The sequence below is a fragment of the Pseudomonas sp. HN2-3 genome (assembly GCF_020691745.1).
Classification (GTDB): domain Bacteria; phylum Pseudomonadota; class Gammaproteobacteria; order Pseudomonadales; family Pseudomonadaceae; genus Aquipseudomonas; species Aquipseudomonas capeferrum.
Map to the genome: position 1 here is coordinate 5492899 of NZ_CP085704.1, position 23981 is coordinate 5516879.

16 protein-coding genes are annotated in these 23981 nt (G+C 62.8%); 3 read left to right on the forward strand and 13 right to left on the reverse strand.

Features of this window, described 5'->3' with window-relative positions; genetic code table 11:
- Positions 1 to 147 precede the first annotated feature (147 nt).
- The gene (locus LJX93_RS24930; RefSeq protein WP_227696509.1) at positions 148 to 5721 is read left to right on the forward strand and encodes a dermonecrotic toxin domain-containing protein; all 5574 of its coding nucleotides are present in this window, start codon (positions 148 to 150) and stop codon (positions 5719 to 5721) included.
- Between the two features lie 48 nt (positions 5722 to 5769).
- Here LJX93_RS24930 and hutG read toward each other — a convergent pair whose 3' ends face one another.
- The 7 genes from hutG to hutC form a co-directional block, all read right to left on the reverse strand.
- Positions 5770 to 6573 carry an N-formylglutamate deformylase gene (gene hutG / locus LJX93_RS24935; RefSeq protein WP_095063896.1) on the reverse strand — a complete coding sequence of 268 codons (804 nt, stop codon included), beginning with the start codon at positions 6571 to 6573 and terminating at the stop codon, positions 5770 to 5772.
- 10 nt (positions 6574 to 6583) lie between these two features.
- The gene (gene hutI / locus LJX93_RS24940; RefSeq protein ID WP_033701948.1) at positions 6584 to 7789 is read right to left on the reverse strand and encodes an imidazolonepropionase; all 1206 of its coding nucleotides are present in this window, start codon (positions 7787 to 7789) and stop codon (positions 6584 to 6586) included.
- 15 nt (positions 7790 to 7804) lie between these two features.
- Positions 7805 to 9208, reverse strand: coding sequence for an amino acid permease (locus LJX93_RS24945; RefSeq protein WP_095063898.1), 1404 nt, complete (start codon positions 9206 to 9208; stop codon positions 7805 to 7807).
- Between the two features lie 146 nt (positions 9209 to 9354).
- Positions 9355 to 10887, reverse strand: a complete 1533-nt coding sequence (gene hutH, locus LJX93_RS24950; protein ID WP_033701951.1) for a histidine ammonia-lyase — start codon at positions 10885 to 10887, stop codon at positions 9355 to 9357.
- A 69-nt stretch (positions 10888 to 10956) separates the two neighbouring features.
- Positions 10957 to 12630: a urocanate hydratase gene (gene hutU, locus LJX93_RS24955; RefSeq protein WP_033701952.1), complete on the reverse strand. Its 1674-nt coding sequence runs from the start codon at positions 12628 to 12630 to the stop codon at positions 10957 to 10959.
- A gap of 155 nt (positions 12631 to 12785) precedes the next feature.
- Positions 12786 to 13358, reverse strand: coding sequence for a HutD family protein (locus LJX93_RS24960; protein ID WP_033701953.1), 573 nt, complete (start codon positions 13356 to 13358; stop codon positions 12786 to 12788).
- A complete protein-coding gene (gene hutC / locus LJX93_RS24965) occupies positions 13355 to 14065 on the reverse strand; it encodes a histidine utilization repressor (RefSeq protein ID WP_177326481.1) in 711 nt (236 codons plus the stop codon). Before hutC ends, LJX93_RS24960 begins: the two co-directional genes overlap by 4 nt.
- 143 nt (positions 14066 to 14208) lie before the next feature.
- Here hutC and LJX93_RS24970 point away from each other — a divergent pair, with 143 nt between their 5' ends.
- Entirely contained in the window at positions 14209 to 15573 is a 1365-nt protein-coding gene (locus LJX93_RS24970; RefSeq protein ID WP_033701955.1) for a formimidoylglutamate deiminase, read from the forward strand.
- Between the two features lie 156 nt (positions 15574 to 15729).
- On the opposite strand, the gene LJX93_RS24975 is transcribed toward LJX93_RS24970, so the two are convergent.
- From LJX93_RS24975 to LJX93_RS24995, 5 genes are all read right to left on the reverse strand, one after another.
- Positions 15730 to 16302 (reverse strand): lipocalin family protein, encoded by a 573-nt coding sequence (locus tag LJX93_RS24975; RefSeq protein ID WP_033701956.1) that lies wholly within the window; start codon positions 16300 to 16302, stop codon positions 15730 to 15732.
- Positions 16299 to 16553, reverse strand: coding sequence for an outer membrane protein assembly factor BamE (gene bamE, locus LJX93_RS24980; protein WP_008094623.1), 255 nt, complete (start codon positions 16551 to 16553; stop codon positions 16299 to 16301). The genes LJX93_RS24975 and bamE overlap by 4 nt, the downstream gene beginning before the upstream one ends.
- A gap of 200 nt (positions 16554 to 16753) precedes the next feature.
- Positions 16754 to 17350, reverse strand: a complete 597-nt coding sequence (locus tag LJX93_RS24985; RefSeq protein ID WP_033701957.1) for a DUF924 family protein — start codon at positions 17348 to 17350, stop codon at positions 16754 to 16756.
- Positions 17351 to 17353: 3 nt separating this feature from the next.
- Complete coding sequence (locus tag LJX93_RS24990) at positions 17354 to 18364, reverse strand: class 1 fructose-bisphosphatase (protein WP_033701958.1); 1011 nt, start codon at positions 18362 to 18364, stop codon at positions 17354 to 17356.
- A 168-nt stretch (positions 18365 to 18532) separates the two neighbouring features.
- A complete protein-coding gene (locus tag LJX93_RS24995) occupies positions 18533 to 20983 on the reverse strand; it encodes a glycogen/starch/alpha-glucan phosphorylase (RefSeq protein ID WP_033701959.1) in 2451 nt (816 codons plus the stop codon).
- Between the two features lie 185 nt (positions 20984 to 21168).
- On the opposite strand from LJX93_RS24995, the gene LJX93_RS25000 reads away from it, so the two are divergent.
- Positions 21169 to 21573 (forward strand): YkgJ family cysteine cluster protein, encoded by a 405-nt coding sequence (locus LJX93_RS25000; RefSeq protein WP_016712459.1) that lies wholly within the window; start codon positions 21169 to 21171, stop codon positions 21571 to 21573.
- Between the two features lie 563 nt (positions 21574 to 22136).
- On the opposite strand, the gene typA is transcribed toward LJX93_RS25000, so the two are convergent.
- A complete protein-coding gene (gene typA, locus LJX93_RS25005) occupies positions 22137 to 23960 on the reverse strand; it encodes a translational GTPase TypA (protein WP_033701960.1) in 1824 nt (607 codons plus the stop codon).
- Positions 23961 to 23981 lie beyond the last annotated feature (21 nt).

Here is a 23981-nt window from a genome sequence, read left to right on the forward strand (position 1 = left end):
TGCGCACTCCGTGTGAGGATTAAGTCTGCCGTTTGGCATCATAAACCTGAATTGCGCTTAGAGCATGTGTCTGTGCTCAGATCATGTTATGCACATGCCACAGGCCACGCTGGCTAGCCTCGCTGCTTTATCAAGCGAGGCTAGCCAATGACTCACCTTCCCGACGCCAGCGATGACACTTCCCATCCTCAGGCCCTGATCGAGGGTAAAATCCCAGCCTGGATGGTCAGTACCACGCCTGCCACTCATCAGCACATGCGCACAGCACTGAACACCCCAGCCCCCTGGTTTGCCAAGGCTTGCCAGGAGCAACCGGCTGATGCCCGCAAGCTGGCCAGGGAATATGAGGCCTATAGGCACGCCAGCAGCGACGCAAACGCACTGTTCAAAGCCCTTCCCGACCTGGAGACATTCGCCAGGGAACAGCTGACCTCGGCCATCGAAGCGCGCTTCGGCCTGGCGCTGGATGTCACCCGGACCTACCTGTTCAACGCCGGCAAGGCCGAAGCCTATCAGGCAAGCATGGGTGCAGACCCGTTCACCGCTGCCCAGCGGGCGTTCAAGCTGGCCACCCAGAGCCTGCTGCATTGCGCCCTGCAAAATTTTGAAGCGGCCGAAGCCGAGCCTGGCGGTCTCGATGGCCAGACGTTGAAGTCCGTGGTGCTCGACAGCAATCAGTTCCTGGCGCATCTGCCCACCGGCAACCCGGTTCAGATAGCCCCGCAGGCTTTTGCCTCCTTAGTCCGCGAGCTGGACATCGGCGGCCAGTATCAGGCGTTGCTCGCTGCCGTCTACCAGCCGGACTCCGGGGGTGATGGCGCAGCGGTAAGCGAGACGCTTGGCAAGGCTGAGCAATGCGCCTTTCGCCTCGAGCTGCACAGGGCCTACCTGAGCAACATGCTTGACCTGCCCCTGTATGAGGCCTTGTTGAAGCTCATCCGGGGCGACGAGGTGCACTACCTGGAAAGCCCCATGCGGTGGGCGTTCCTCAAGCTGTTCGACGTGTCGGTGACCGGCGCGCTGGTGATCGGCGTGGTGCCTTTTCCCGAGTTGTTTCTGAGCTACGATACAACTCGCCTTCCGTACAAGAACGTCCTGGTAACCTATCTGCCGGGCGCGCCAGTGCCGCTGAAAGTGCACAGCACTGTTCTTGAAGTTCAAGTGCACTTGCGCGAGCAACTGTGGGCAATGCAGATCCGCCATCTGCAGCAGGGCGTACCTGCCCGCGACAGCGCCACCTTCATGGAAAAACTACGCGACTGCCTGCAACCGGTAGATTGGAGCCGTGTGCAGCCATCCCCGACGCACCAGGGTGAGCTGACCAACCGCGTACGTGACCCCGAAGCATGGGTAGCGGTGACGCTGCAGCCCTTCAACCGCTCGCTGCTCGACGAACTGGTCAGCCAGAAACGCCAACGGCGCATGGACGATGCCTCGTACCATGCCGTTTCAACGGCCCAGGAAGATCAAAAAACCACCGAAAAGCGCAGGGCCTACTTTGCCCAACTGGCATTGGGCGCTTTGAACCTCGGTGCCTTCGTCGTGCCTGGCCTGGGCCAGTTGATGCTTGGTCTGTCACTGATTCAACTCAGCTACGAGGTTTTCGAGGGCATCGAGAACTGGGCCGACGGCGATCGTGAGCAAGCGCTCGACTACCTGATGGACATCGTCGAGAACGTCGCACTCACCGCAGTGGCCGTGGCAACAGGCGCGGCCGATGGCACCCCGGCCGTCGAGAAGATACCCGTGGACATGCCCTCGTTCATCGAGGAGCTCGAGCCTGTGGTCATGCCCGATGGCGGTAGCCGTCTGTGGTTACCGGACGCCCGGCCGTTCGCCCATGACACCGTGCTGCCGGCTGGCCTGCAGGCGGATGAGTTCGGCCTGTATCACCATGATGGCAAGGCCTGGTTGGCAATCGAAGGCAACACCTACTCCGTCACGCAGGCGCCTGGCAGCACTGAATACCGCCTTGTGCACCCCAGCAAGGCACTCAGCTATGAACCACCGCTGCGCCACAACGGTGCTGGCGCCTGGCTGCTCCCCGCAGACCGGCCCGAGCAATGGCCAGAACTGCCCTTGTTCAGGCGCGCTGGCCACCTTGGCGCGCATTTCGACGATGAGACTGCACTGCGTATCCTGCGCGTAAGTGGCACGCAGGAGGATGTGCTGCGCAGGGCGCTGTGCGACAGTCAGCGCTTACCCGCGCAGTTGGAAGACACCCTGTCGCGCTTCAAGCTCTATCAGGCACTTGAGCAACGCCCTGAATTGGCTGAGCCGAACGTGCTCCACAGCGAATTCGAGAGGCACTATCGAGCGCTGCCCACGCCCCGGATGCCCGGCGCCGAAGTGATCCAATCTCGCTACCCACAGCTTCCAGCGCCCCTCACCGAAGAGTTGTTGCGCCATGCCAGCCCCTCCGAACGGGCTGAGCTGGCCCACGGCAAAGTCCCCACCCGGCTCGCCGAAGAGGTTCGTTGCCTTGCGCAGCAGGTCAGGCTGAACCGCGCCTACGAAGGGCTCTACCTGGAGAGCGTGCGTAACTGGGACAGCGATGTACTGGTCTTGCACACCCTGGAGCAGCTCCCCGGCTGGTCAACCGAGACCCCCATCACCGTTGAGCAGCGTCAGCGCTCGCCCGCCCAGGTCGCCAGCATCGGCGCCAGCGAAGTACCCGCGACCACGTTGATCATCAGCGCACGTGCGGGTTACGTGGTCATGGACAGTACCCGGCCCGACGATCTGCTTTCGGTGCACAGCTCATTGCCCGGAGCGCTGTTCGAAGTGTTGACTGCCGAGCAACGTGAGGCGCTGGGTGTTGAGGATGAGCAGGCGCTCAGACGCAGGGTTCAACAAGCGCCTCTGTTGCCCCGCGCGGCATTGCGCAAGGTCCTCGGCATGCAGAGCGTGCGCCCGGGCTTTCGCTCGCCAATGCGCCTGGCAGATGGTCGCTTGGGTTACCCGCTGGGTGGCAATCGCCCGCGCGTTGCCAGCATCTCGAGGCAAACATTGCTCAATTCAATACGCCAGATTGGCCAATACGCCCCCATTCCTCGCCCCGCCGAACAGACCCTGGCAGCGCTGGAAAACAGAAACCTGACCCGCGCCCAGATCGATGACATGCTCAGCGTGCTGCTGGAGCAACGCAACCAGCTGCAAAGCCGCCTGGCTGACTGGCGCCAGCTGGCCGCACGGATGCCCCATCAGCCCCCGGATGACTTCGAGCGGTTGATGAACGCCATTTCCCAGCACTGGTATGACCGCGCATTCCTGACCGCCAGCGATGCCGTCGGGCCGCTTCGCCTTGAACGCCTGTCCTTGGCGCAGTTTCCGCTCGAACTGCCTGAATTTTTCAGCGCCAGCGTCACGGACCTGCAACTGATAGAAACGTCACCCGAAAACTATGAAGGCTGGAACCAGCACGGCCCGCAACTGGACAGCCTGACGCGACAGTTCGCAAACCTGAGGTCGCTGGAGATCAGCCGGAACTACCGGCCTGAAGGGACGCCTTCCGCCCTGCAGTTCAGCCTGCCGATGATCGCCCAGCGGCTACCGGCGCTCGAATCGCTCAGCCTGACCAACCAGAATATCTCGCTGTCCTCGACTGACATCGACAGCCTGGCAGGGCTCACTCAGCTGCGACGCCTGGACCTGAGCGGCAACCGGTTTTCCGAGCATTACCCCCCGCGCTTCAACGAGCTGACACTGGACTACCTGGGCCTGGACAACATGGCACTGGATCATTGGCCAGAGGGGGTGGGGTTCAATACCCTGACCCAGGTGCATCACATTGGCCTGCGCAACAACCACATCAGGATCCTCCCGCACTTTCTGCGGGATAACCACATCAATATTGCCGAGCACGCGCTGGTCTCGATGCAGGGCAATCCGCTCTTCGAGGATGAGGTGAGGCGCGTGATGCTGAGCGAAGATGGCCGCGCCTCCCGCTTCGAAATGGACCAGCCTGAAGACGTCAGAGCGCGCCTGGCCGCCCAATTGGCACAACGCCAACAGCTACGCGACGCCATCGACAACTATGTAAACGCCTCCAGTTCGGCCGCCCCTGTCAGCCAGGCGGTCATGGCGGCCAGGACCCGTATCGCAGCAGCACTGAACGAGTTCTGGCATAACCAGGAGATAGGGCTGACGCGCGCGGCATTGCGCCTGAACGATGTTGACCTGGAGCATTTCCCGAGACGCTTGCCTGCCTTTTTCACCGCGCAGGTACATAACCTGGCGCTTGATCGCGTCAGCGGCTCAACCGCACAGTTCGATGCATTGCTGAGCCGGTTGGCACGGGTGACGCGCCTGACGATCGACGAATACCAGCACGCCGAGCAAACGTTGCCTTCTGCCCTTCTGCGCTTGCCTGGGTTGACCGACATTGCCCTGCGCCAGTCAGACCTGCTGATCGACCAGCAGGTGCTCGACACCCTGGGCGGTCTGCCCAACCTCAATTCACTGGACCTCACGGGCAACCGCATGGGGACGATCACACACGCGCCGCAGGCGTTGCAAACGATTCGCCGCCTCGACCTGAACAGCATGGCCCTGGACCAGTGGCCGGCCTGGGTAGACGGCCTGCTGCCCCTGGAGATGCTGGACCTGAGTGATAACCAGCTCACCGAACTGCCAGAGCACATCCTGGCCAACCTGGATAACGACTTCCCCATCAGCTCGATTCTGTTGTTCAGTAACCCGCTGACGGACGAAGCCGTCATGCGCGCCCGTGCCTCTTCCGACAGCCAGCGCAGCTATACCTTTGCCATCGACCTGTCCGACAGCATGAGCGAGTCATCGGGAGAGGGCGGGATGGGCGGCCACCACCACTTACCCTTCCTGGATCCAATGGCTGATGCACCCAATGTGGAAAACTGGCTGCTCGCGACGGACCTCGAAAACGAAGCACTGCGGGACAGCTGGGAGACACTCCAGGGTTCAGGTGAAGCCGAGCATCTTCTGGCGCTGGTCGGTCGCCTGCGCAACGCGGCCCCGTACCAGAACGGCAAGACCCGCGTGTCATTCTGCCAACGTGTGCGCAAGGTGCTGGTCAGTGCAGTGGTCAACACGCAAGACCTTGCGTTGTTCAACCTTCAGGCCAGGGAAGCACTGGTGCAGGACAATGGCGACCAGACCTGCCACGACGGCGCGCTGCTGGTATTCCAGAACATCGAACTGTACATCGCCAACCAGCGCCTGCAGATCGATGCGGCAGATACCGAGGGTAACCTTTATCGGGAACTGCGCCGCCTGTATCGCTTGCAGGCCCTGGATGAGGTTGCCCAAAGCGAGGCGGCCAACCGGGATGAAGCGGAGGTTCGCCTCACCTACCGTCGTGAACTGAATGCCCCGCTTGAACTGGGCCTACCCAACGACACCTTGCGCTACGCGATCAATGCCAATATCGATGAGTTGGCGTATGCCGAGCTGGAAGTGCAGCGTCGCGAGCTGGCGGAGGATTTCCTGAATTTTGCCGCCGCCAACCCGCGCTGGGTCCAGTACTTGCGCCAAGCCTATGCCGACCGTTTTGCAGACATCGAGCACACGTACCAGACCCAGGTATCCGAACTACCGGACCAATACCCTGACAGGCCCCTCTCTTCGTTGGCAGAAGAGTTCGAGGCATTGGAGCGCAACAGGCAAACACGCGAGTTACGCCTGATTCGCGAACTCACATCGTTTGCAGACCCTGATCGCAAGCCCCGTTCATCGACCGAGTAGGCAGCCACTCGCCTGGGCGGCCACTGTGTGCAGTCCGCCCCCCTGCGCTCACTTCCCGTAGCGTTGCACGCCCCAGGCCAGCACGCTTTCGAGCAAACGCCGCAGCACGGCCTGGGTCGGTTGCGCCAGGTCTTCGCGATAGGCGAACGGCTCGCTTTCTTCCATGTACGTGCTTTGCGCCAGCTCCAACTGCACCGCATGGATATGGTTGGCAGGGTTGCCATAGTGGCGGGTGATATGGCCGCCCTTGAAACGCCCGTTGAGTACATGGCTGTAAGCCGGCGCTTCGGCGCACACGCCCGCAAGCAACTGCGCCAGCTCAGGATCGCAGCTGGCGCCGTTGAAAGTCCCAAGGTTGAAATCCGGAAGCTTGCCGTCGAACAGGTGCGGGATCAGCGAGCGAATCGAGTGGGCGTCCCACAGCAACGCATAGCCGAACTGCTCACGCAGGCGGGCCAGCTCCTGGCTGATCGTGTCGTGATACGGCCGCCAGATCTGCTCCAGGTAGGTCGCGCGCTCTTCGGCAGAGGGCACCTGCCCTTCTTTGAACAAGGGCTGCCCTTCGAACAGCGTGGCCGGATACAAGCCGGTGGTTGCCCCGACGTACAACGGCTTATCGTCGTCGGGCCGGTTGAGGTCGATGACGAAACGCGAATACTCCGCCGCCACCACGCTGGCGCCCAGTTCACGGGCAAAATCGTAGAGCTGCGGAATGTGCCAGTCGGTGTCAGGCAAGCTGCGCGCCTGGTCGACCAGGCCCTCGCGCACCGCTGGGGTCAGTTGCAGGCCTGCGTGGGGCATGCTGATCAGCAGGGGTAAACGGCCCTGGTGAAAACTCAGTACCTTGTTCATTTCGCCTCGCTCAGTTGAGTATCTCGTGGCCCTTGCGCACCACACGCTTGGGCAGGTCGCCACCCAGCCAGTAGGCCAGGTCGGCGGGGCGCTCGATCTGCCAGGCGACAAAGTCCGCCACCTTGCCGGCTTCCAGCGTGCCATGGCTGTCGCCAAGGCCTAGCGCCGTGGCGGCATGGGTGGTCACACCGGCCAGGGCTTCTTCCGGGGTCATGCGGAACAGCGTGCAGCCCATGTTCAGCATCAGGCGCAGCGACAACCCCGGCGAGGTGCCCGGGTTGAGGTCGCTGGCCAGGGCAATCTTCACACCGTGACGGCGCAGGGCGTCCATCGGCGGCAATTGGGTTTCGCGCAGGAAATAGAAGGCGCCCGGCAGCAGCACGGCGACCGTGCCGGCCGCGGCCATGGCAATGGCGTCTTCCTCAGTCATGAATTCCAGGTGGTCGGCCGACAATGCTTGGTAGCGCGCCGCCAGGCTCGAGCCGTGCAGCGACGACAGCTGTTCGGCGTGCAGCTTCACCGGCAGGCCCAGCTCATGCGCCTTGATGAATACCCGCTCGACCTGGGCCGGGGAGAACGCAAGGTGTTCGCAGAACGCATCCACCGCATCCACCAGCCCTTCTGCGGCCAGGGCAGGCAGCATCTCGTCGCAGATGTGCGCAATGTAGTCGTCGGCCCTGCCGGCGTACTCCGGCGGCAGGGCGTGGGCGGCCAGGCAGGTGGCGCGCACGGCAAGCGGCAACTCGTCGGCCAGGCGCCGTGCCACGCGCAGCATCTTGCGCTCGTTGGCCAGGTCCAGGCCATAGCCGGACTTGACCTCGAGGGTGGTCACGCCATCACGCATCAACGCCTGAACCCGCTGGCGGGCACTGGCGAACAGCTCATCCTCGCTGGCCGCACGGGTGGCCCGCACGGTACTGGCGATGCCGCCGCCTTGCGCGGCGATTTCGGCATAGCTCACGCCCTGCAGACGCTGCTCGAACTCGCCGCTGCGGTTGCCGCCAAACACCGCGTGAGTGTGGCAGTCGATCAGCCCGGGGGTGACCCAGGCATTGCCCAGGTTCACCGTGCGCTCCACTTCGACCGGCCGCAGCGCGCTGCGTGGGCCGATCCATTCGATCAGCCCGTCGCAGGTGACGATCGCCGCGTCCTCGATGATCGAGTAACGGCCGTCGACCATGGTTGCCACATGGCAGTGCTGCCAGAGGGTTCTCATTTGCAATCTCCTGTACTAGCGGTGCAGCTCGGCCTGCGCCTGGGCCGCTTTGCCCTGCCCTGCCCGCGGCTTGCACCACAGCAGGTAGGACGCGACCAGGAACACCACCCAGACCACACCCACCAGCAAGGCTGCCTGAGTGTCCGGGAAGTAACCGAGCACGCCAAAGATGAACACCATGAACGCGATGGCCATGGCTGGGCCATAGGGCCAGAACGGTACCGGGAACTTCAGCTGGGCGGCTTCCTCGCGGCTCATGCTGCGGCGCATGGCCACCTGGGTGAGCAGGATCATCAACCACACCCACACGGTGGCGAAGGTGGCGATCGAGGCAATCAGCAGGAACACGTTTTCGGGGATCAGGTAGTTGAGCACCACGCCGATCAGCAGCGCCGCGCCCATCACCACCACGGTCATCCAAGGCACACCGTGCCGGGACAGCTTGCTGAACCCGCGTGGCGCGTGGCCTTGCTGGGCCAGGCCGTACATCATGCGGCCCGCGCCGAAAATGTCGCTGTTGATGGCCGAAATGGCAGCGGAAATCACCACGACGTTGAGCACTGCCGCCGCCGAACCAATCCCCAGGTTGCTGAAGATCTGCACGAACGGGCTGCCTTCGCTGCCGATTTGCGGCCACGGGTACAGGCACATCAGCACGAACAGGGTCAGCACGTAGAACAGCAGGATACGCAGCGGCACGGCATTGATGGCCTTGGGAATGACCCGTTGTGGGTCCTTGGCCTCACCGGCAGTGACGCCGATGATTTCGATACCACCGAAGGCGAACATGACCACTGCGAAGGAGGCGATCAGGCCACCGACACCATTAGGCATGAAGCCGCCGTGCTCGACCAGGTTGCTCAACCCGACCGCATGCCCGGTGCCGACCTGGCTGAAGCCGAAGGCCATGATGCCGAGGCCGGCAAGGATCATCGCGACGATGGCGCCGACCTTGAGCAGCGACAGCCAGAATTCCATCTCGCCGAACACCTTGACGTTGCACAGGTTCAGGCCGCCGATCAGGAAGACGATGCCCAGCACCCAGATCCAGCGGGCCACTTCAGGGAACCAGAAGCCCATGTAGATACCGAAGGCCGTCACGTCGGCGATGGCGACGATGACCATCTCGAAGGCGTAGGTCCAACCGAGGATGAAGCCGGCCATGGGGCCGAGGTAGGTGGTGGCGTAGTGCCCGAAGGAGCCGGCGACCGGGTTGTGCACGGCCATCTCGCCAAGGGCGCGCATGACCATGAACACGGCGGCGCCGCCGATCAGGTAGGCCAGCAGCACTGCTGGGCCGGCCATCTGGATGGCCGAGGCAGAACCGTAGAAAAGCCCGGTACCGATAGCGGAGCCGAGCGCCATGAAACGGATGTGTCGGGCCGACAGCCCGCGCTTAAGACCTTGAGCTTGTTGCATGTCACGTCCTAATTTTGTTTTTGTGGTCGTGAGATCGAGGGGCCGCGTTGCAGCCCTTTCACGGGTCAAGCCCGCCCCCAACAGGTTCAGCTCTGTGTGGGCGCGGGCTTGCCCCGCGAATGGGCCGCAAGGCGGCCCCAGAGGCATCACAGGCTAGGCAGAACCCCAGCTGGCAGCAGCCCGCTCAGGCTGCCTTTAGCCAGCAGCTCGACGGCCTTCTCGATATCCGGCGCAAAGAACCGGTCGCGGTCGTAGTGCGGCACTTCGCTGCGCAGCGCTCGGCGTGCCTGCTCCAGCTTGGCCGAGGTCTTCAGCCCCTTGCGCAGGTCCAGGCCCTGGCAGGCGCCCAGCCATTCGATGGCCAGCACGCCACGGGTGTTCTCGGCCATTTCCCACAAGCGCTTGCCGGCGGCCGGGGCCATCGACACGTGGTCTTCCTGGTTGGCCGAAGTGGGCAGGCTGTCGACGCTGTGAGGGTGCGACAGGGCCTTGTTCTCGCTGGCCAATGCGGCAGCGGTCACCTGGGCAATCATGAAGCCAGAGTTGACCCCACCGTTTTCCACCAGGAACGGCGGCAGCTGGGACATGTGCTTGTCCATCATCAGCGAGATGCGGCGCTCGCTGAGCGAGCCGATTTCGGCGATGGCCAGGGCCAAGTTGTCAGCGGCCATGGCCACCGGTTCGGCGTGGAAGTTGCCGCCCGAGATCACGTCGCCTTCGGCAGCGAACACCAGCGGGTTGTCCGACACCGCGTTGGCCTCGACGCCGAGCACTTCGGCAGCCTGGCGCAACTGGGTCAGGCAGGCGCCCATGACCTGCGGCTGGCAGCGCAGCGAGTACGGGTCCTGGACCTTGTCGCAGTTCTTGTGCGACTGCGACACTTCGCTGGACTCGCCCAGCAGGTCGCGGAAGCAGGCGGCGGTGTCGATCTGGCCACGCTGGCCACGCACGGCATGCACCCGTGCATCGAACGGCGAACGCGAGCCCAGCGCCGCTTCCACGGTCAGGCCACCGCAGGCAATGGCGGCGGCGTACAGGTCTTCGGCGTAGAACAGCCCGCGCAAGGCGTAGGCCGAGGAGGCCTGGGTGCCGTTGAGCAGGGCCAGGCCCTCTTTGGCGGCCAGGGTCAGTGGCTCCAGGCCGGCAACGGCCAGCGCTTCAGTGGCCGACAGCCATTGGCCCTGGTAACGCGCCTTGCCTTCGCCGAGCAGCACCAGCGACATGTGCGCCAGCGGTGCCAAGTCGCCGGACGCACCGACCGAGCCTTTGAGCGGAATGTGTGGGTAGACTTCGGCGTTGACCAGGGCGATCAGCGCATCGATCACCTTGCGGCGAATGCCAGAGAAACCACGGCTGAGGCTGTTGATCTTGAGCACCATGATCAGCCGCACCAGGTCGTCGTCCAGCGGCGCGCCGATGCCGGCGGCGTGGGACAGCACCAGCGAACGCTGCAGGTTTTCCAGGTCATGGCTGGCAATGCGGGTCGAAGCCAGCAGGCCGAAACCGGTGTTGATGCCGTAGGCGGTACGGTCTTCGGCAAGAATCTGTTCGACGCAGGCAACGCTGTCGTTGATCGGCTGGTCGGCGCTGGCATCCAGGCGCAGGCGCACGGGTGCGGCGTGGATCGCGCGCAGCTGGGCCAGGGTCAGGGTGCCAGGCTTGAGGGTCAGTTCGGTCACTTCGCTACTCCATTCTGTCGGGGCCCGCAGGCCCCTTCTTGTTGTTCAGTATCACTCAAAGTGCAGCGATCAGCCCGTGATCATTGGCAGGTCAAGGCCTTGCTCTTTGGCGCAGTCGACGGCGATGTCGTAGCCGGCGTCGGCGTGGCGCATGACACCGGTGGCCGGGTCGTTGGTCAGCACGCGGGCGATGCGCTCGGCGGCTTCATCGGTGCCGTCACAGACGATGACCATGCCCGAATGCTGCGAGAAGCCCATGCCTACACCGCCGCCGTGGTGCAGCGAAACCCAGGTGGCGCCGCTGGCGGTGTTGAGCAGGGCGTTGAGCAGCGGCCAGTCGGAGACAGCGTCGGAGCCGTCACGCATGGCTTCGGTTTCACGGTTGGGGCTCGATACCGAACCGGAGTCCAGGTGGTCGCGGCCGATGACGATCGGCGCCGACAGCTCGCCGCTGCGTACCATTTCGTTGAACGCCAGGCCCAGTTTGGCGCGAAGGCCCAGGCCGACCCAGCAGATACGCGCTGGCAGGCCCTGGAAGCTGATGCGCTCGCGGGCCATGTCCAGCCAGCGGTGCAGGTGGGCGTCGTCGGGGATCAGTTCTTTGACCTTGGCATCGGTCTTGTAGATGTCGTCGGCCTCACCAGACAGCGCGGCCCAGCGGAACGGACCCACGCCGCGGCAGAACAGCGGGCGGATATAGGCCGGCACGAAGCCAGGGAAGTCGAAGGCGTTGGCCACGCCCTCTTCCTTGGCCATCTGGCGAATGTTGTTGCCGTAGTCGAAGGTCGGGATGCCTTGCTTCTGGAAGTCGAGCATGGCTTGCACGTGCACGGCCATGGACTGCTTGGCGGCCTTGACCACGGCAGCCGGTTCGGTCTGCGCACGGTCGCGGTACTGCTCCCAGGTCCAGCCGGCCGGCAGGTAGCCGTTAAGCGGGTCGTGGGCGCTGGTCTGGTCGGTGACCATGTCTGGGCGCACGCCACGTTTGACCAGCTCCGGCAGCACTTCAGCGGCGTTGCCGTGCAGGGCGATGGAGATGGCCTTGCCTTCGGCGGTGTACTTGGCGATGCGCGCCAGGGCGTCGTCGAGGTCGGTGGCCTGCTCGTCGACATAGCGGGTTTCGAGGCGGAAATCGATGCGGCTCTGCTGACATTCGATGTTCAGCGAGCAGGCACCGGCCAGGGTCGCGGCCAGTGGCTGGGCACCGCCCATGCCGCCCAGGCCTGCGGTCAGTACCCACTTGCCTTTGAGGCTGCCACCGTAGTGCTGGCGGCCGGCTTCGACGAAGGTTTCATAGGTACCCTGGACGATGCCCTGGCTACCGATGTAGATCCAGCTGCCGGCGGTCATCTGGCCGTACATGGCCAGGCCCTTGGCATCCAGTTCGTTGAAGTGTTCCCAGTTGGCCCAGTGCGGCACCAGGTTGGAGTTGGCGATCAGCACGCGCGGGGCGTTGCTGTGGGTCTTGAACACGCCGACCGGCTTGCCCGACTGCACCAGCAGGGTTTCGTCGTCTTCCAGGCGGGTCAGGGTCTCGACGATCTTGTCGTAGCAGGCCCAGTTGCGGGCGGCCCGGCCGATACCGCCGTAGACCACCAGCTCCTTGGGGTTTTCCGCGACCTGCGGATCGAGGTTGTTCATCAGCATGCGCAGCGGCGCTTCAGTCAGCCAGCTTTTGGCGGTCAGCTTGTTGCCACGTGGGGCACGGATTTCAACGTCACGGTATTTGTTGTTGTCGGTCACGGGAAGGGTCCTCTGCGGTCGTCCGCGGGCAGATGTGTCGTGGGCAATATACAAACACACCTTTACTTGTATGTACAAGCATGGACAACCAAAATAATTGGACCTCTGCGCTGGTAACCAGAAAAAGCTGGGGCCGCGTTGCGGCCCCGGCTATCTCAACGTGAAATCAGTTCGATCAGGCAAAACCGCCCCTGAACCTCCAACCCCACCAGCGCGTCGTTACCCTCAAGCCGCAAGCAGTCATGCAACCCCAGCCGCTGCACCTCACCCCCTGCCAACTGCACCTCGACCTGATTGCTGGCGGCGAACAACAACACCGTCGACGCCGAACTGAACAGCCGGGTGGTGCCATCGAACCACTGCAAGCGCGCGCGATAGCGCTGTGGCGAGTAGATCAGGTTGAAATCACGAATCGCCCCACCCAGCAGCTTGCAACTGACCTGGCTCTCGCCTGCGAAGGCAAACGCGTCGTATGGCAACAGCGGCCGGCTGGCCTGCCCGTCGACCAGCAGGCGCATGCCATCGCCCTGCAGCACCGTGATGATCCGCTGGTAACCGGCGAACGACGAGAAACCGCCAGACTCTTCGATATCGGCAATCGACAGGCGCCAGCCGAACCCTTCGAGGCCTTCGCCGCTGTCGCGGGTGATTTCCTCGGTGAAGCCGCCCCCGTTCTTCCACGGCATGCGCGGGTAGCCCTGCGCACGCAACACCTGCAATTGGCTCATTTGCTGAATCGTCCTTCCAGGCGATGACGGGAACCGGGGTGGATCAACCGCGCGGCTGTGACCGGCTGGCGGCCGGACCAGGTGCGGCGGCGAATCAGCAGGCAAGGCTCGCCCCGCTCGATCTGCAGCAGCTGGCACTCGTGCGGCTCGGCCAGAATCGCCTCGACCACGTGCTCACCCTCGGTCAGCGGTGCGACCTGGGACAGGTAGGCGTATGGCGTTTGCCGGGTGAAGTCCTGCTTGAGGTAATCGGGCGCGATCGCCGCATTGACGTAGCGGTCCTCGATTTGCACCGGTATGCCATTTTCGTAATGCACGATCAGCGAATGGAACACCCGCTGGCCTTCGCGCATGTCCAGCGCCAGGGCACGCTCGGAGCCGGCGGCCTCCTCGGCGAGGATGACCACCTGGCAGCTATGCTGGTGGCCACGCCCGGCAATCTCGTCGGCGATGTTGTTGACTTCGAACAGCGCCGAACGGCTCTTGGGTTCGGCGACGAAGGTACCGACCCCTTGCATGCGCACCAACAGCCCTTCGGCCGTGAGCTCACGCAGGGCGCGGTTGATGGTCATGCGGCTGAAGCCCAGTTGGCTGACCAGCTCGCTTTCTGAAGGGACCCGGTGATGGGGCGGCCAGCTGCCGTTGTCGATCTGCTGGATGATCATCTGTTTGACCCGCGCGTACAGCGGCGCCGGGCCCTCGCCCATCTGGGCAACCAGCGCGGAGACAGGAGGTGTCGGCACGGCGTTGGATCCTTGTGCGATTGAATGAGCGGTAGCTTGCCGCAGTTTACCCGGCAGGCAAACACCTGTATATGTATATACAAGTTAACAATAACAGGATTTCACCGATGTCCGCCTACTTCGCCGAACGCGCCCTGCTGCCCAATGGCTGGGCCAGCAATGTCCGAATCGAGGTCGCCAGCGATGGCAACATGACCCGCATCGAGCCCGGCGCTTCGGCCGACGGTGCCGAACGGCTGGCCGGGCCGCTGCTACCCGGCATGCCCAACCTGCACTCGCATGCCTTCCAACGGGCGATGGCAGGGTTGGCGGAAGTGGCGGGCAACCCCAACGACAGCTTCTGGACCTGGCGCGACCTGATGTATCGCCTGGTTGGCCAGATCACCCCAGAGCAGTTGCAGGTCATCGCCCGCCAGCTGTATATCGAGATGCTCAAGGCCGGCTACACCTCGGTGGCCGAATTCCACTATGTGCACCACGACTCGGCAGGCAAGGCCTACGCCGACCCCGCCGAGCTGTCCCGGCGCATCAGCGCCGCAGCAGCCAGCAGCGGCATTGGCCTGACCTTGCTGCCCGTGCTGTACAGCCACGCAGGCTTCGGCGGCCAGGCGCCCACCGAAGGGCAACGGCGTTTCATCAACTCTACCGAGCAGTACCTGCGCCTGCAGGAACAACTCGCGCCACTGCTGGGCGCGCAGCCGGCACAGCAACTGGGCCTGTGCTTCCACTCGCTGCGCGCAGTCACCCCAAGGCAGATCGCCAGCGTGCTGGAAGCCGGCAACCCAAATAGCCCGGTGCATATCCACATTGCCGAACAACAGAAGGAAGTCGACGATTGCCTGGCCTGGAGTGGCCTGCGCCCGTTGCAGTGGCTGTACGAGCATGTCGAGGTGGACGCGCGCTGGTGCCTGGTTCACGCCACCCACGCCGAAACCGATGAAGTTGCCACCATGGCCCGCAGTGGTGCGGTCGCGGGGCTGTGCCTGACCACCGAGGCCAACCTGGGCGACGGTATCTTCCCGGCGGTGGATTACCTGGCGCAAGGTGGGCGCATGGGCATTGGCTCGGACAGCCATGTGTCGCTCAGCGTGGTGGAAGAACTGCGCTGGCTGGAGTATGGCCAGCGCTTACGCGATCAGCGGCGCAACCGGCTGTACCGCGGTGACCAGCCGATGGTCGGGCGCACGCTGTATGACGCAGCCTTGAGCGGCGGTGCCCAGGCGCTTGGCCAGGCGGTCGGTGAACTGGCGGTGGGCAAACGGGCCGACTGGCTGGTGCTCGATGGTCAAGACCCGTACATCGCCACGGCAGATGGCGATGCCATTCTCAATCGCTGGTTGTTCGCAGGCGGCGACCGCCAGGTGCGCGATGTGATGGTCAACGGCCAGTGGGTCGTGCGCCAGGGGCGGCATGCCCAGGAAGGGGAAAGCGCACAGGCGTTTGTCGAGGTCTTGCGCCAACTGCTGGGTTGACCGTGTGTGTGTAGGAGCGGCCTTGCGTCGCGAAAAGGGCCGCAAAGCGGCCCCATCGATACCAGCGGCGACGCTAAAGCCTGGGGCCGCTGGCGCGCCCCTTTCGCGACGCAAGGCCGCTCCTACACACACCACCACATGCAAGCGCGTGCGGGGTCAATGGCTCTTGACGATCTGCTGGTCAGCCGTGCGCCAGATCAGCCGGCTGGTGTCATAACCCTGCTGCCGCGCCTTGGACAGCAAACTCTCGCGCTGCCAGGCCGGCAGGCTTGGCGTGCGCGACAAGATCCACAGGTACTTGCGGTCCGGGCTGCCGACGATCGCCGTGTGGTAACGCTCGTCCACGTAGAGAATCCAGTACTCACCCCTGGCCACGCCCGGTACCAGGCGGGTGAACCAGTTGTCGAACTCGACCCACAGCTTGTCGGTATGCCCAGGCTCCTGGATGTTGGCATGCCCTTCTGCGCGCAACCATTCATCACCCAGGGTACGGCAGCGGTTGAGCACGCCGTAGGAGCCGTCAGATTTGAGGTTGTAGTGGGCCTCGGACTGCTCGCAGCCTTGCTGATAGCGCATCGGCAAGCGCGCCAGCTCATACCATTTGCCCTGGTAGCGCTTGAGGTCGACGTTACCGGCGGTTTTCGGTGCCAGCGGGTCATGCGCAGAGCTGGCGCAGCCGCCCAGCAGCATCACCAGGCATAACCCCAGCAGCAGGTGCAGACGCCTCATTTAAGGCCCTGCCCTGAATACATCAGCACCTTGTCAGCCGCGTACTGCACGCTGATGAAGCTCTTCTCGTCCCCCCAGGTACAGCTGCTCATGCCCAGCGCGCCAGAGCACTCGGCAGGCGTGCCGAGCAGTTGCTCGACCTCGGCCTTGTTCATGCCGGCCTTGAGCTTGGAATAGTTTTCCTGGTTGATCTTGCTGCACGCGGTCAGAACGACGCACAAGGACAACAGGGCGAGGGAACGCAACGACATGAGGACACTCCTGGACAGGGGATACAGGCGAGTGGCCTGCAGTGACCTTCGACGAGAAAATCCCTCCCTGGTTCCCTGCCCTCCCCCCTTTCCACCTACACCATTGGTCGGGTAGCCAATGGCGGCGTAAAAAAAACCGCCGCTGCGGGTGCAGGGGCGGTTTTTTGCTACGTCAGGGCTGCGTGGCAGGCCGATGAATCTCAGAACCTGGACCCAGGCTCCAGCAAAAAGTCCATCTCTTCACTGGTACTCGGCCGTTCCAGCATCAGGTTGCGGTGCGGGAAGCGCCCGAACCGGGCAATCACCCGCTGGTGCTGCTCGGCATAGTCGAGGAACCCCTCGAACAAGCGCCGATGGGCCTCGGGCTGCTCGTCCAGCAGTACCTGGTAACGCTCGACGCACAGGTTCTGCCAGTCCAGCACCTCGGCATGCTCCAGCACCAGCAGCACAAACACTCGCTGGATCGGCAGCAGCTGGTAATCCCAGCCTTTCTGCAGGCCCTGCATGGCCACCACCTGGGCACGCCGGTCGCCCTCGAAGGCGCGCGACGTGTCGCGGTGGATCATGCGCGGCAGCTGGTCCAGCAGGATCAGCAGGCCGAGCCAGCCTTGCGGGCTCTGCTGCCACTCGTCGAGCCCACCCGCCAGGGCATGCTCGACAAGCTCGCCAAACAGCGCCTGAGCTTCGGCATCGTGATGCTTGCCGAACCACAGCGTGCTCTTCTCGTCAGCCACGGCCTGGGGGCTGGTGCCCCAACCGAACCACCACTCCAACAACGGCTGCCAAGGTGCGAGCATGACTTACTCCTTGTGATACGCGGTGACGCGCTCGACCTCTTCCTTCGAGCCCAGAATGACCGACACGCGCTCGTGCAGGCTTTGTGGCTGAATGTCGAGGATACGATCGTAACCATTGGTGGATGCGCCGCCAGCCTGTTCGATGATGAACGACATCGGGTTGGCCTCGTACATCAGGCGCAGCTTGCCCGGCTTGCTCGGGTCGCGAGCGTCGCGCGGGTACATGAACAGACCGCCACGGGTCAGGATGCGGTGCACGTCGGCTACCATCGAGGCGATCCAGCGCATGTTGTAGTTCTTTTTCAGCGGGCCAGTCTCACCGGCCAGCAGCTCATCGACGTAGCGCTGCACCGGGGCTTCCCAGTGACGCTGGTTGGACATGTTGATGGCGAACTCGGCGGTGGTTGCCGGTACCTGGATGTTCTCGTGAGTCAGCACGAAGCTGCCCAGCTCACGGTCCAGGGTGAAGCCCTTGACGCCATTGCCCAGGGTCAGGATCAGCATGGTCTGCGGGCCGTAGATGGCATAACCGGCGGCGACCTGCTCGGTGCCTGGCTGCAGGAAGGCGTTTTCGTTGAGGGTTTCGTTCTGGCTCAGGTACTCGTTGGGGCAACGCAGTACCGAGAAGATGGTGCCGACCGAGACGTTGACGTCGATGTTCGACGAACCGTCCAGTGGGTCGAAGACCAGCAGGTAGGCGCCTTTAGGGTACTTGCCCGGGATCTGGTAGGCGTTGTCCATTTCTTCGGAAGCCATGCCGGCCAGGTGGCCGCCCCACTCGTTGGCCTCCAGCAGGATATCGTTGGAGATCACGTCGAGCTTCTTCTGCACTTCACCTTGAACGTTCTCGGTGCCCATGCTGCCCAGTACGCCGCCCAGGGCGCCTTTGGACACGTGGTGGCTGATCTCTTTGCACGCGCGCGCCACCACTTCGATCAGGAAGCGCAGATCGGCAGGGGTATTGTTGCTGCGGGTCTGCTCAATCAGATAGCGACTCAGGGTAACGCGGGACATGTATGGCTCCGAAATGGAAAGGGGGAGAAAAACCCCCGCAGTTTACAGGGAGAGTGCGATGCTAGCGAGCAATGAGACTCGCCTGGGCTGTCTGACGGCACAATAGGTCGGTAGTTCAGCCGTGGCCAGGCCGGCTGTCGAGTGGGGCCGCTATGCGGCCCTGGTAAGTCAGTCCAGTGCTTTCCAGATGTCGGTGGCATACTCGCGAATGGTTCGGTCCGACGAGAACCACCCCATCCGCGCCGTGTTCAGCACCGCCATGCGCCACCATTCCTGCGGCGTGTGCCACAGCTCATCGACCCGCCGCTGGGCATCCCAGTAGGCGTCGAAATCGGCGCACACCAGGAAACGGTCATAGGCCACCAACCCGTCGATCAGCCCGGTATAACGCGAAGGGTCATCGGGCGAGAACACCCCGCTGCGAATGGCCTGGAGCACATCGTTCAAGCGATTGGACGCCGCAATCGCTGCACTGGCGCCAAAGTCTCCGGCGCGCCGGCGCGCCTCGACCTGCTGCGCCGTGAGGCCGAAGATGAACATGTTGTCGGCCCCCACCTGCTCGCACATCTCGACGTTGGCGCCGTCCAGGGTGCCGATGGTCAGCGCGCCATTGAGGCCGAACTTCATGTTGCTGGTGCCTGACGCCTCGTAACCTGCCGTGGAGATCTGCTCGGACAAGTCTGCCGCCGGGATGATGCTTTCGGCCAGGCTGACGTTGTAGTTGGGCAGGAATACCACTTTCAGCAGGCCACGCACGGTGGGGTCGTTGTTGACCACACGGGCGATGTCGTTGGCCAGCTTGATGATCAGCTTGGCCTGGTGGTAGCTGGCCGCAGCCTTGCCGGCAAAGATCTTCACCCGTGGTACCCAATTGGTACCGGGGTCGTTGCGAATGGCCTGATACAGCGCCACGGTGTGCAGCAGGTTGAGCAACTGGCGCTTGTACTCGTGGATGCGCTTGACCTGCACATCGAACATCGCCTCGGGGTTCACCGTAACGCCGATACGGTCCTGGATGATGCTGGCCAGGGCGCGCTTGCTGTGCAGGCGCTGGGCGGCGAACTGCTTGCGGAAGCTGCTTTTGTCAGCAAAGGGCACGAGGTTGGCCAGCAGCCCTTCAGGGTCATCCTTGAGCTCGGGCCCAAGCGCCTCGACCAGCATCTCGGTCAGTGGCGGGTTGGACTGGAACAGCCAGCGCCTGAAGGTGATGCCGTTGGTCTTGTTGTTGATCCGCTGCGGGTACAGCTTGTGCAGCTCGGCGAACACCGTGCTCTTCATCAGCTGGCTGTGCAGTGCCGACACACCGTTGACACTGTGCGAGCCGAGAAACGCCAGGTTGCCCATGCGCACCCGGCGGCCGTTGTCTTCTTCGATCAGCGACACGGCCCGCAACACGTCGAAGTCGTGCAGCCCTTTCGCGCGCAGGGCGTCGATATGGTAGGCGTTGATCAGGTAGATGATCTGCATGTGCCGCGGCAGCATGCGCTCCATCAGCGCCACCGGCCAGGTTTCCAGTGCCTCCGGCAGCAAGGTGTGGTTGGTGTAGGCCAGCGTGCCGACGGTCAGCTCCCAGGCAGTATCCCAAGGCACTTCGTGCTGGTCGACCAGCAGCCGCATCAACTCGGCCACGGCGATCGAGGGGTGGGTATCGTTGAGCTGAATGGCCGCGGCATCGGGCAGGTTGAGCAGGCTGTCATGCATGTTCAGGTGGCGGCGCAGCAAGTCCTGCAGCGAAGCCGAAACGAAGAAGTACTCCTGGCGCAGGCGCAGCTCCTGCCCGGCTTCGGTACTGTCGGCCGGGTACAGCACGCGCGAAATGCTCTCGGCGCGCGCCACTTCGGCGACCGCACCCAGGTGGTCACCGGCGTTGAAGCGCTCCAGGTGCAGCTCCTCGAGCGCCCGCGCCCGCCACAGGCGCAAGGTATTGACGCTGGCGCCACGCCAGCCGACCACCGGCGTGTCATAGGCCACCGCCCGCACCGTCTCGCCGGGCGACCACACCTGCCGTTGCTGGCCTTGGGGGTCCTGCACGGTCTCGACGCTGCCGCCGAAACTGATCGGGTAGATCACCTCGGCGCGCTCGAACTCCCAGGGGTTGCCGAAGTCCAGCCAGTTCTCGGTCTGCTCCTGCTGCCAACCATCGACCACCGCCTGGCGAAACAGGCCGTGCTCGTAACGGATACCGTAGCCATGGGCGGCAATGCCCAGGGTCGACATGCTTTCCATGAAGCAAGCCGCCAGGCGCCCCAAGCCACCATTGCCCAGTGCGGCATCCGGCTCCAGCAGGCGGATGCGCTCCAGGTCGACGTCCAGGCCGTCGAGGGCTTCGCGGGCGATGTCGAGCAAACCCAGGTTGCTCAGGCTGTCATACAGCAGCCGCCCGATGAGAAATTCCAGGGAAAGGTAATAGACCCGTTTCTGACTGCGCCTGTAGGCCTGACGGGTATGGTCCATCCAGTGATCGACCATGTGATCACGCGCCGCCAGGGCAATGGCTTCGAACCAGTCATGGTCGAAGGCATGCTCGGGGTCCTTGCCGACCGCGTAGGTCAGCTTATCCAGCACAGCGGCGCGAAAATCGGCCACCTCGGCGTCACGTGCTTTGGGTTCCTGGGACATGCGGCATCCTCGGGCAAGTAGACGAATACGGAGGGAGATTGATGAGACTAGACCCTTCGACAGGGACTGACAGTACCTGTTCGCAGTTTTCATGCCTGATGAAGGAATCAGGCAAAAGGTTGTTCACAAATTGAACAACTCCGGTATGATCGCGCGCCCCAAGACCGTGATTCACCCCCATAACGATGAAAACGACCCTGATTGCCGCGGCCGAAGTCGACCGCCTGGAAACCTGGCAACGCTATGCCAGCCACATGTGCGGTGGCTGCCACTCGACCTGCTGCACGCTGCCCGTGGAAGTGAAGATCAAGGATCTGATCCGCATCGGCGTGGTCGACGAGTTCGAAAAAGACGAACCACCGAAAAACGTGGCCAAACGCCTGCAGAAGGAAGGCATCATCGAGCGCTTCAACCAGAAGTCGGGCATCTTCACCCTGACCCGGATGAGCAACGATGACTGCATGTATCTGGACCGCAAGAGCCGGCTGTGCACCATTTATGACAAGCGGCCAGATACCTGCCGCAACCACCCCAAGGTCGGGCCACGGCCTGGGTACTGTGCTTACAAACCGAAGGTGGTCGGCCGTTGACGATCCCAGAGAGACTGAATAGAATTTGAGCCGTCTCGATGTACACGGAGCTTCCTTTGGAAGTGTCTAGACGCCGCCACCTGGTTCCGGCCGTGCCGGTTGATGAGAGAAATCTCTAAGGGCATCCGCGATACGACCCCCTTTATTGGGGGTTTCGTATTTCTACAGGCAGCTATCGCCTTACTGGTCGTCGAATCGGCTCACCTCTCAGCTTCTTCACCATCAATAGCCAACCTTTTATTTTTTCATGTCGCTTGAGCCGCATTGGACGACTGGAAGGGTGGCCAGGGTCGCGTATGTAGGCGCTTTCAACGTGTGCGTAGGTGTAACAGGCTCCAGGTGACCCCACCCACATCAAACCGGCCGCGTGCCAAGTGCTCTTTCCATCCCTTGCCCTTCATCATTTGCCCCATGAAATAATTCAAAAGGCAGCGTACTGGGGGGGTGTGCTATTGCCAAAAACTCCTTAGTAAGCAATTACTTCCAGTGAAACATGGTGAAAAAGACAAAAAAAACGCCCCCGGCCTTTCGACCGGGGGCGTTTTCATTCAGCCAGAGCTAACTCAGCTGTTTTTGGCTTTCTTGGCAGCGCGGGTACGCTCGCTTTCATCCAGGATCTTCTTGCGAAGACGGATGGACTTCGGCGTTACTTCGCACAGCTCGTCTTCCTGGATGTATTCCAGAGCCTGTTCCAGGGTGAAGCGAACAGGTGGAACCAGAGCGATGACTTCGTCTTTACCCGAAGCACGCATGTTGTCGAGCTTCTTGCCCTTGGTAGGGTTGACGCCCAGGTCGTTGTCGCGGCTGTTCTGGCCGACGATCTGACCGTTGTAGATCTCTTGACCGTGCTCGACGAACAGCTTGCCACGCGCCTGCAGGGTTTCCAGCGAGTAGGTCAGCGCTTTGCCGGTTTCGACCGAAACCAGTACGCCGTTCTGACGGCCGGACATGTGGCCGGACTTCACGGTGTCGTAGCGATCAAAGATCGAAGTCAGGATGCCTGCGCCGTTGGTCAGGGTCAGGAACTGGTTACGGAAACCGATCAGACCACGCGCCGGGATGTTGTATTCAAGGCGTACACGGCCTTTGCCATCCGGGACCATGTTGGTCAGGTCGCCTTTACGCAGACCCATCTCTTCCATGACCTTGCCCTGCGATTCTTCAGGGATGTCGATGGTGACGTTCTCGAACGGCTCTTGCTTGACGCCGTCTACTTCGCGAATGATGACTTCCGGGCGGCCCAGGGCCAGTTCGAAGCCTTCGCGACGCATGGTTTCGATCAGTACCGAGAGGTGCAGCTCGCCACGGCCCGAGACCTTGAACTTGTCTGGGGAGTCGGTTTCTTCAACGCGCAGGGCAACGTTGTACAGCAGCTCTTTGTCCAGACGGTCCTTGATGTTACGGCTGGTGACGAACTTGCCTTCCTTGCCGCAGAACGGCGAGTCGTTGACCTGGAAGGTCATCGAAACGGTAGGCTCGTCAACGGTCAGCGGCTTCATCGCCTCAACGGCAGTCGGGTCGCACAGGGTGTCGGAGATGAACAGCTCGTCGAAACCGCTGATGCAGACGATGTCGCCAGCTTGGGCTTCTTCGACGTCGACGCGGTGCAGACCGTGGTGGCCCATCAGCTTGAGGATACGGCCGTTACGCTTCTTGCCGTCGGCGTCGATGGCGACAACCGGGGTGTTAGGCTTGACGCGACCACGGGCGATACGGCCAACACCGATCACACCCAGGAAGCTGTTGTAGTCCAGTGCGGAGATCTGCATCTGGAACGGGCCGTCACGGTCAACAGCTGGCGCTGGAACGTGGTCGACGACAGCCTGGTACAGGGCAGTCATGTCTTCGCCCATTTCGGCGTGGTCCAGACCGGCAATGCCGTTCAGGGCCGAGGCGTAGACCACTTTGAAGTCCAGCTGCTCGTCGGTAGCGCCGAGGTTGTCGAACAGGTCGAAGATCTGGTCCAGAACCCAGTCAGGACGCGCGCCCGGACGGTCGACCTTGTTGATCACGACGATCGGCTTCAGGCCGGCTTCGAAGGCCTTCTTGGTCACGAAGCGGGTTTGCGGCATAGGGCCGTCCTGGGCGTCGACCAGCAGCAGCACGGAGTCGACCATCGACATTACACGCTCAACCTCGCCACCGAAGTCGGCGTGGCCGGGGGTGTCGACGATGTTGATGTGGTAGCCGTTCCAGTTGATGGCGGTGTTTTTCGCCAGAATGGTAATACCGCGCTCTTTTTCCTGGTCGTTGGAGTCCATGACGCGCTCGTCGTTGAGCTCGTTACGCTCCAGAGTGCCGGACTGACGCAGGAGTTTGTCGACCAACGTGGTTTTACCATGGTCAACGTGGGCGATGATGGCGATGTTACGCAGATTTTCGATCACAAGTGTATCTCGATCAGAGGA

Bases quoted from the DNA above. Each gene is read 5' to 3' on its own strand.
- LJX93_RS24990 (WP_033701958.1), bottom strand. From the start codon at position 18,364: ATGTCCCGCGTTACCCTGAGTCGCTATCTGATTGAGCAGACCCGCAGC.
- LJX93_RS24960 (WP_033701953.1), bottom strand. From the start codon at position 13,358: ATGAGCCAATTGCAGGTGTTGCGTGCGCAGGGCTACCCGCGCATGCCG.
- hutC (WP_177326481.1), bottom strand. From the start codon at position 14,065: ATGGGCGAGGGCCCGGCGCCGCTGTACGCGCGGGTCAAACAGATGATC.
- LJX93_RS25000 (WP_016712459.1), top strand. From the start codon at position 21,169: ATGAAAACGACCCTGATTGCCGCGGCCGAAGTCGACCGCCTGGAAACC.
- LJX93_RS24995 (WP_033701959.1), bottom strand. From the start codon at position 20,983: ATGTCCCAGGAACCCAAAGCACGTGACGCCGAGGTGGCCGATTTTCGC.
- LJX93_RS24970 (WP_033701955.1), top strand. From the start codon at position 14,209: ATGTCCGCCTACTTCGCCGAACGCGCCCTGCTGCCCAATGGCTGGGCC.
- bamE (WP_008094623.1), bottom strand. From the start codon at position 16,553: ATGTCGTTGCGTTCCCTCGCCCTGTTGTCCTTGTGCGTCGTTCTGACC.
- LJX93_RS24930 (WP_227696509.1), top strand. From the start codon at position 148: ATGACTCACCTTCCCGACGCCAGCGATGACACTTCCCATCCTCAGGCC.
- LJX93_RS24985 (WP_033701957.1), bottom strand. From the start codon at position 17,350: ATGCTCGCACCTTGGCAGCCGTTGTTGGAGTGGTGGTTCGGTTGGGGC.
- LJX93_RS24945 (WP_095063898.1), bottom strand. From the start codon at position 9,208: ATGCAACAAGCTCAAGGTCTTAAGCGCGGGCTGTCGGCCCGACACATC.
- LJX93_RS24975 (WP_033701956.1), bottom strand. From the start codon at position 16,302: ATGAGGCGTCTGCACCTGCTGCTGGGGTTATGCCTGGTGATGCTGCTG.
- hutI (WP_033701948.1), bottom strand. From the start codon at position 7,789: ATGAGAACCCTCTGGCAGCACTGCCATGTGGCAACCATGGTCGACGGC.
- hutG (WP_095063896.1), bottom strand. From the start codon at position 6,573: ATGAACAAGGTACTGAGTTTTCACCAGGGCCGTTTACCCCTGCTGATC.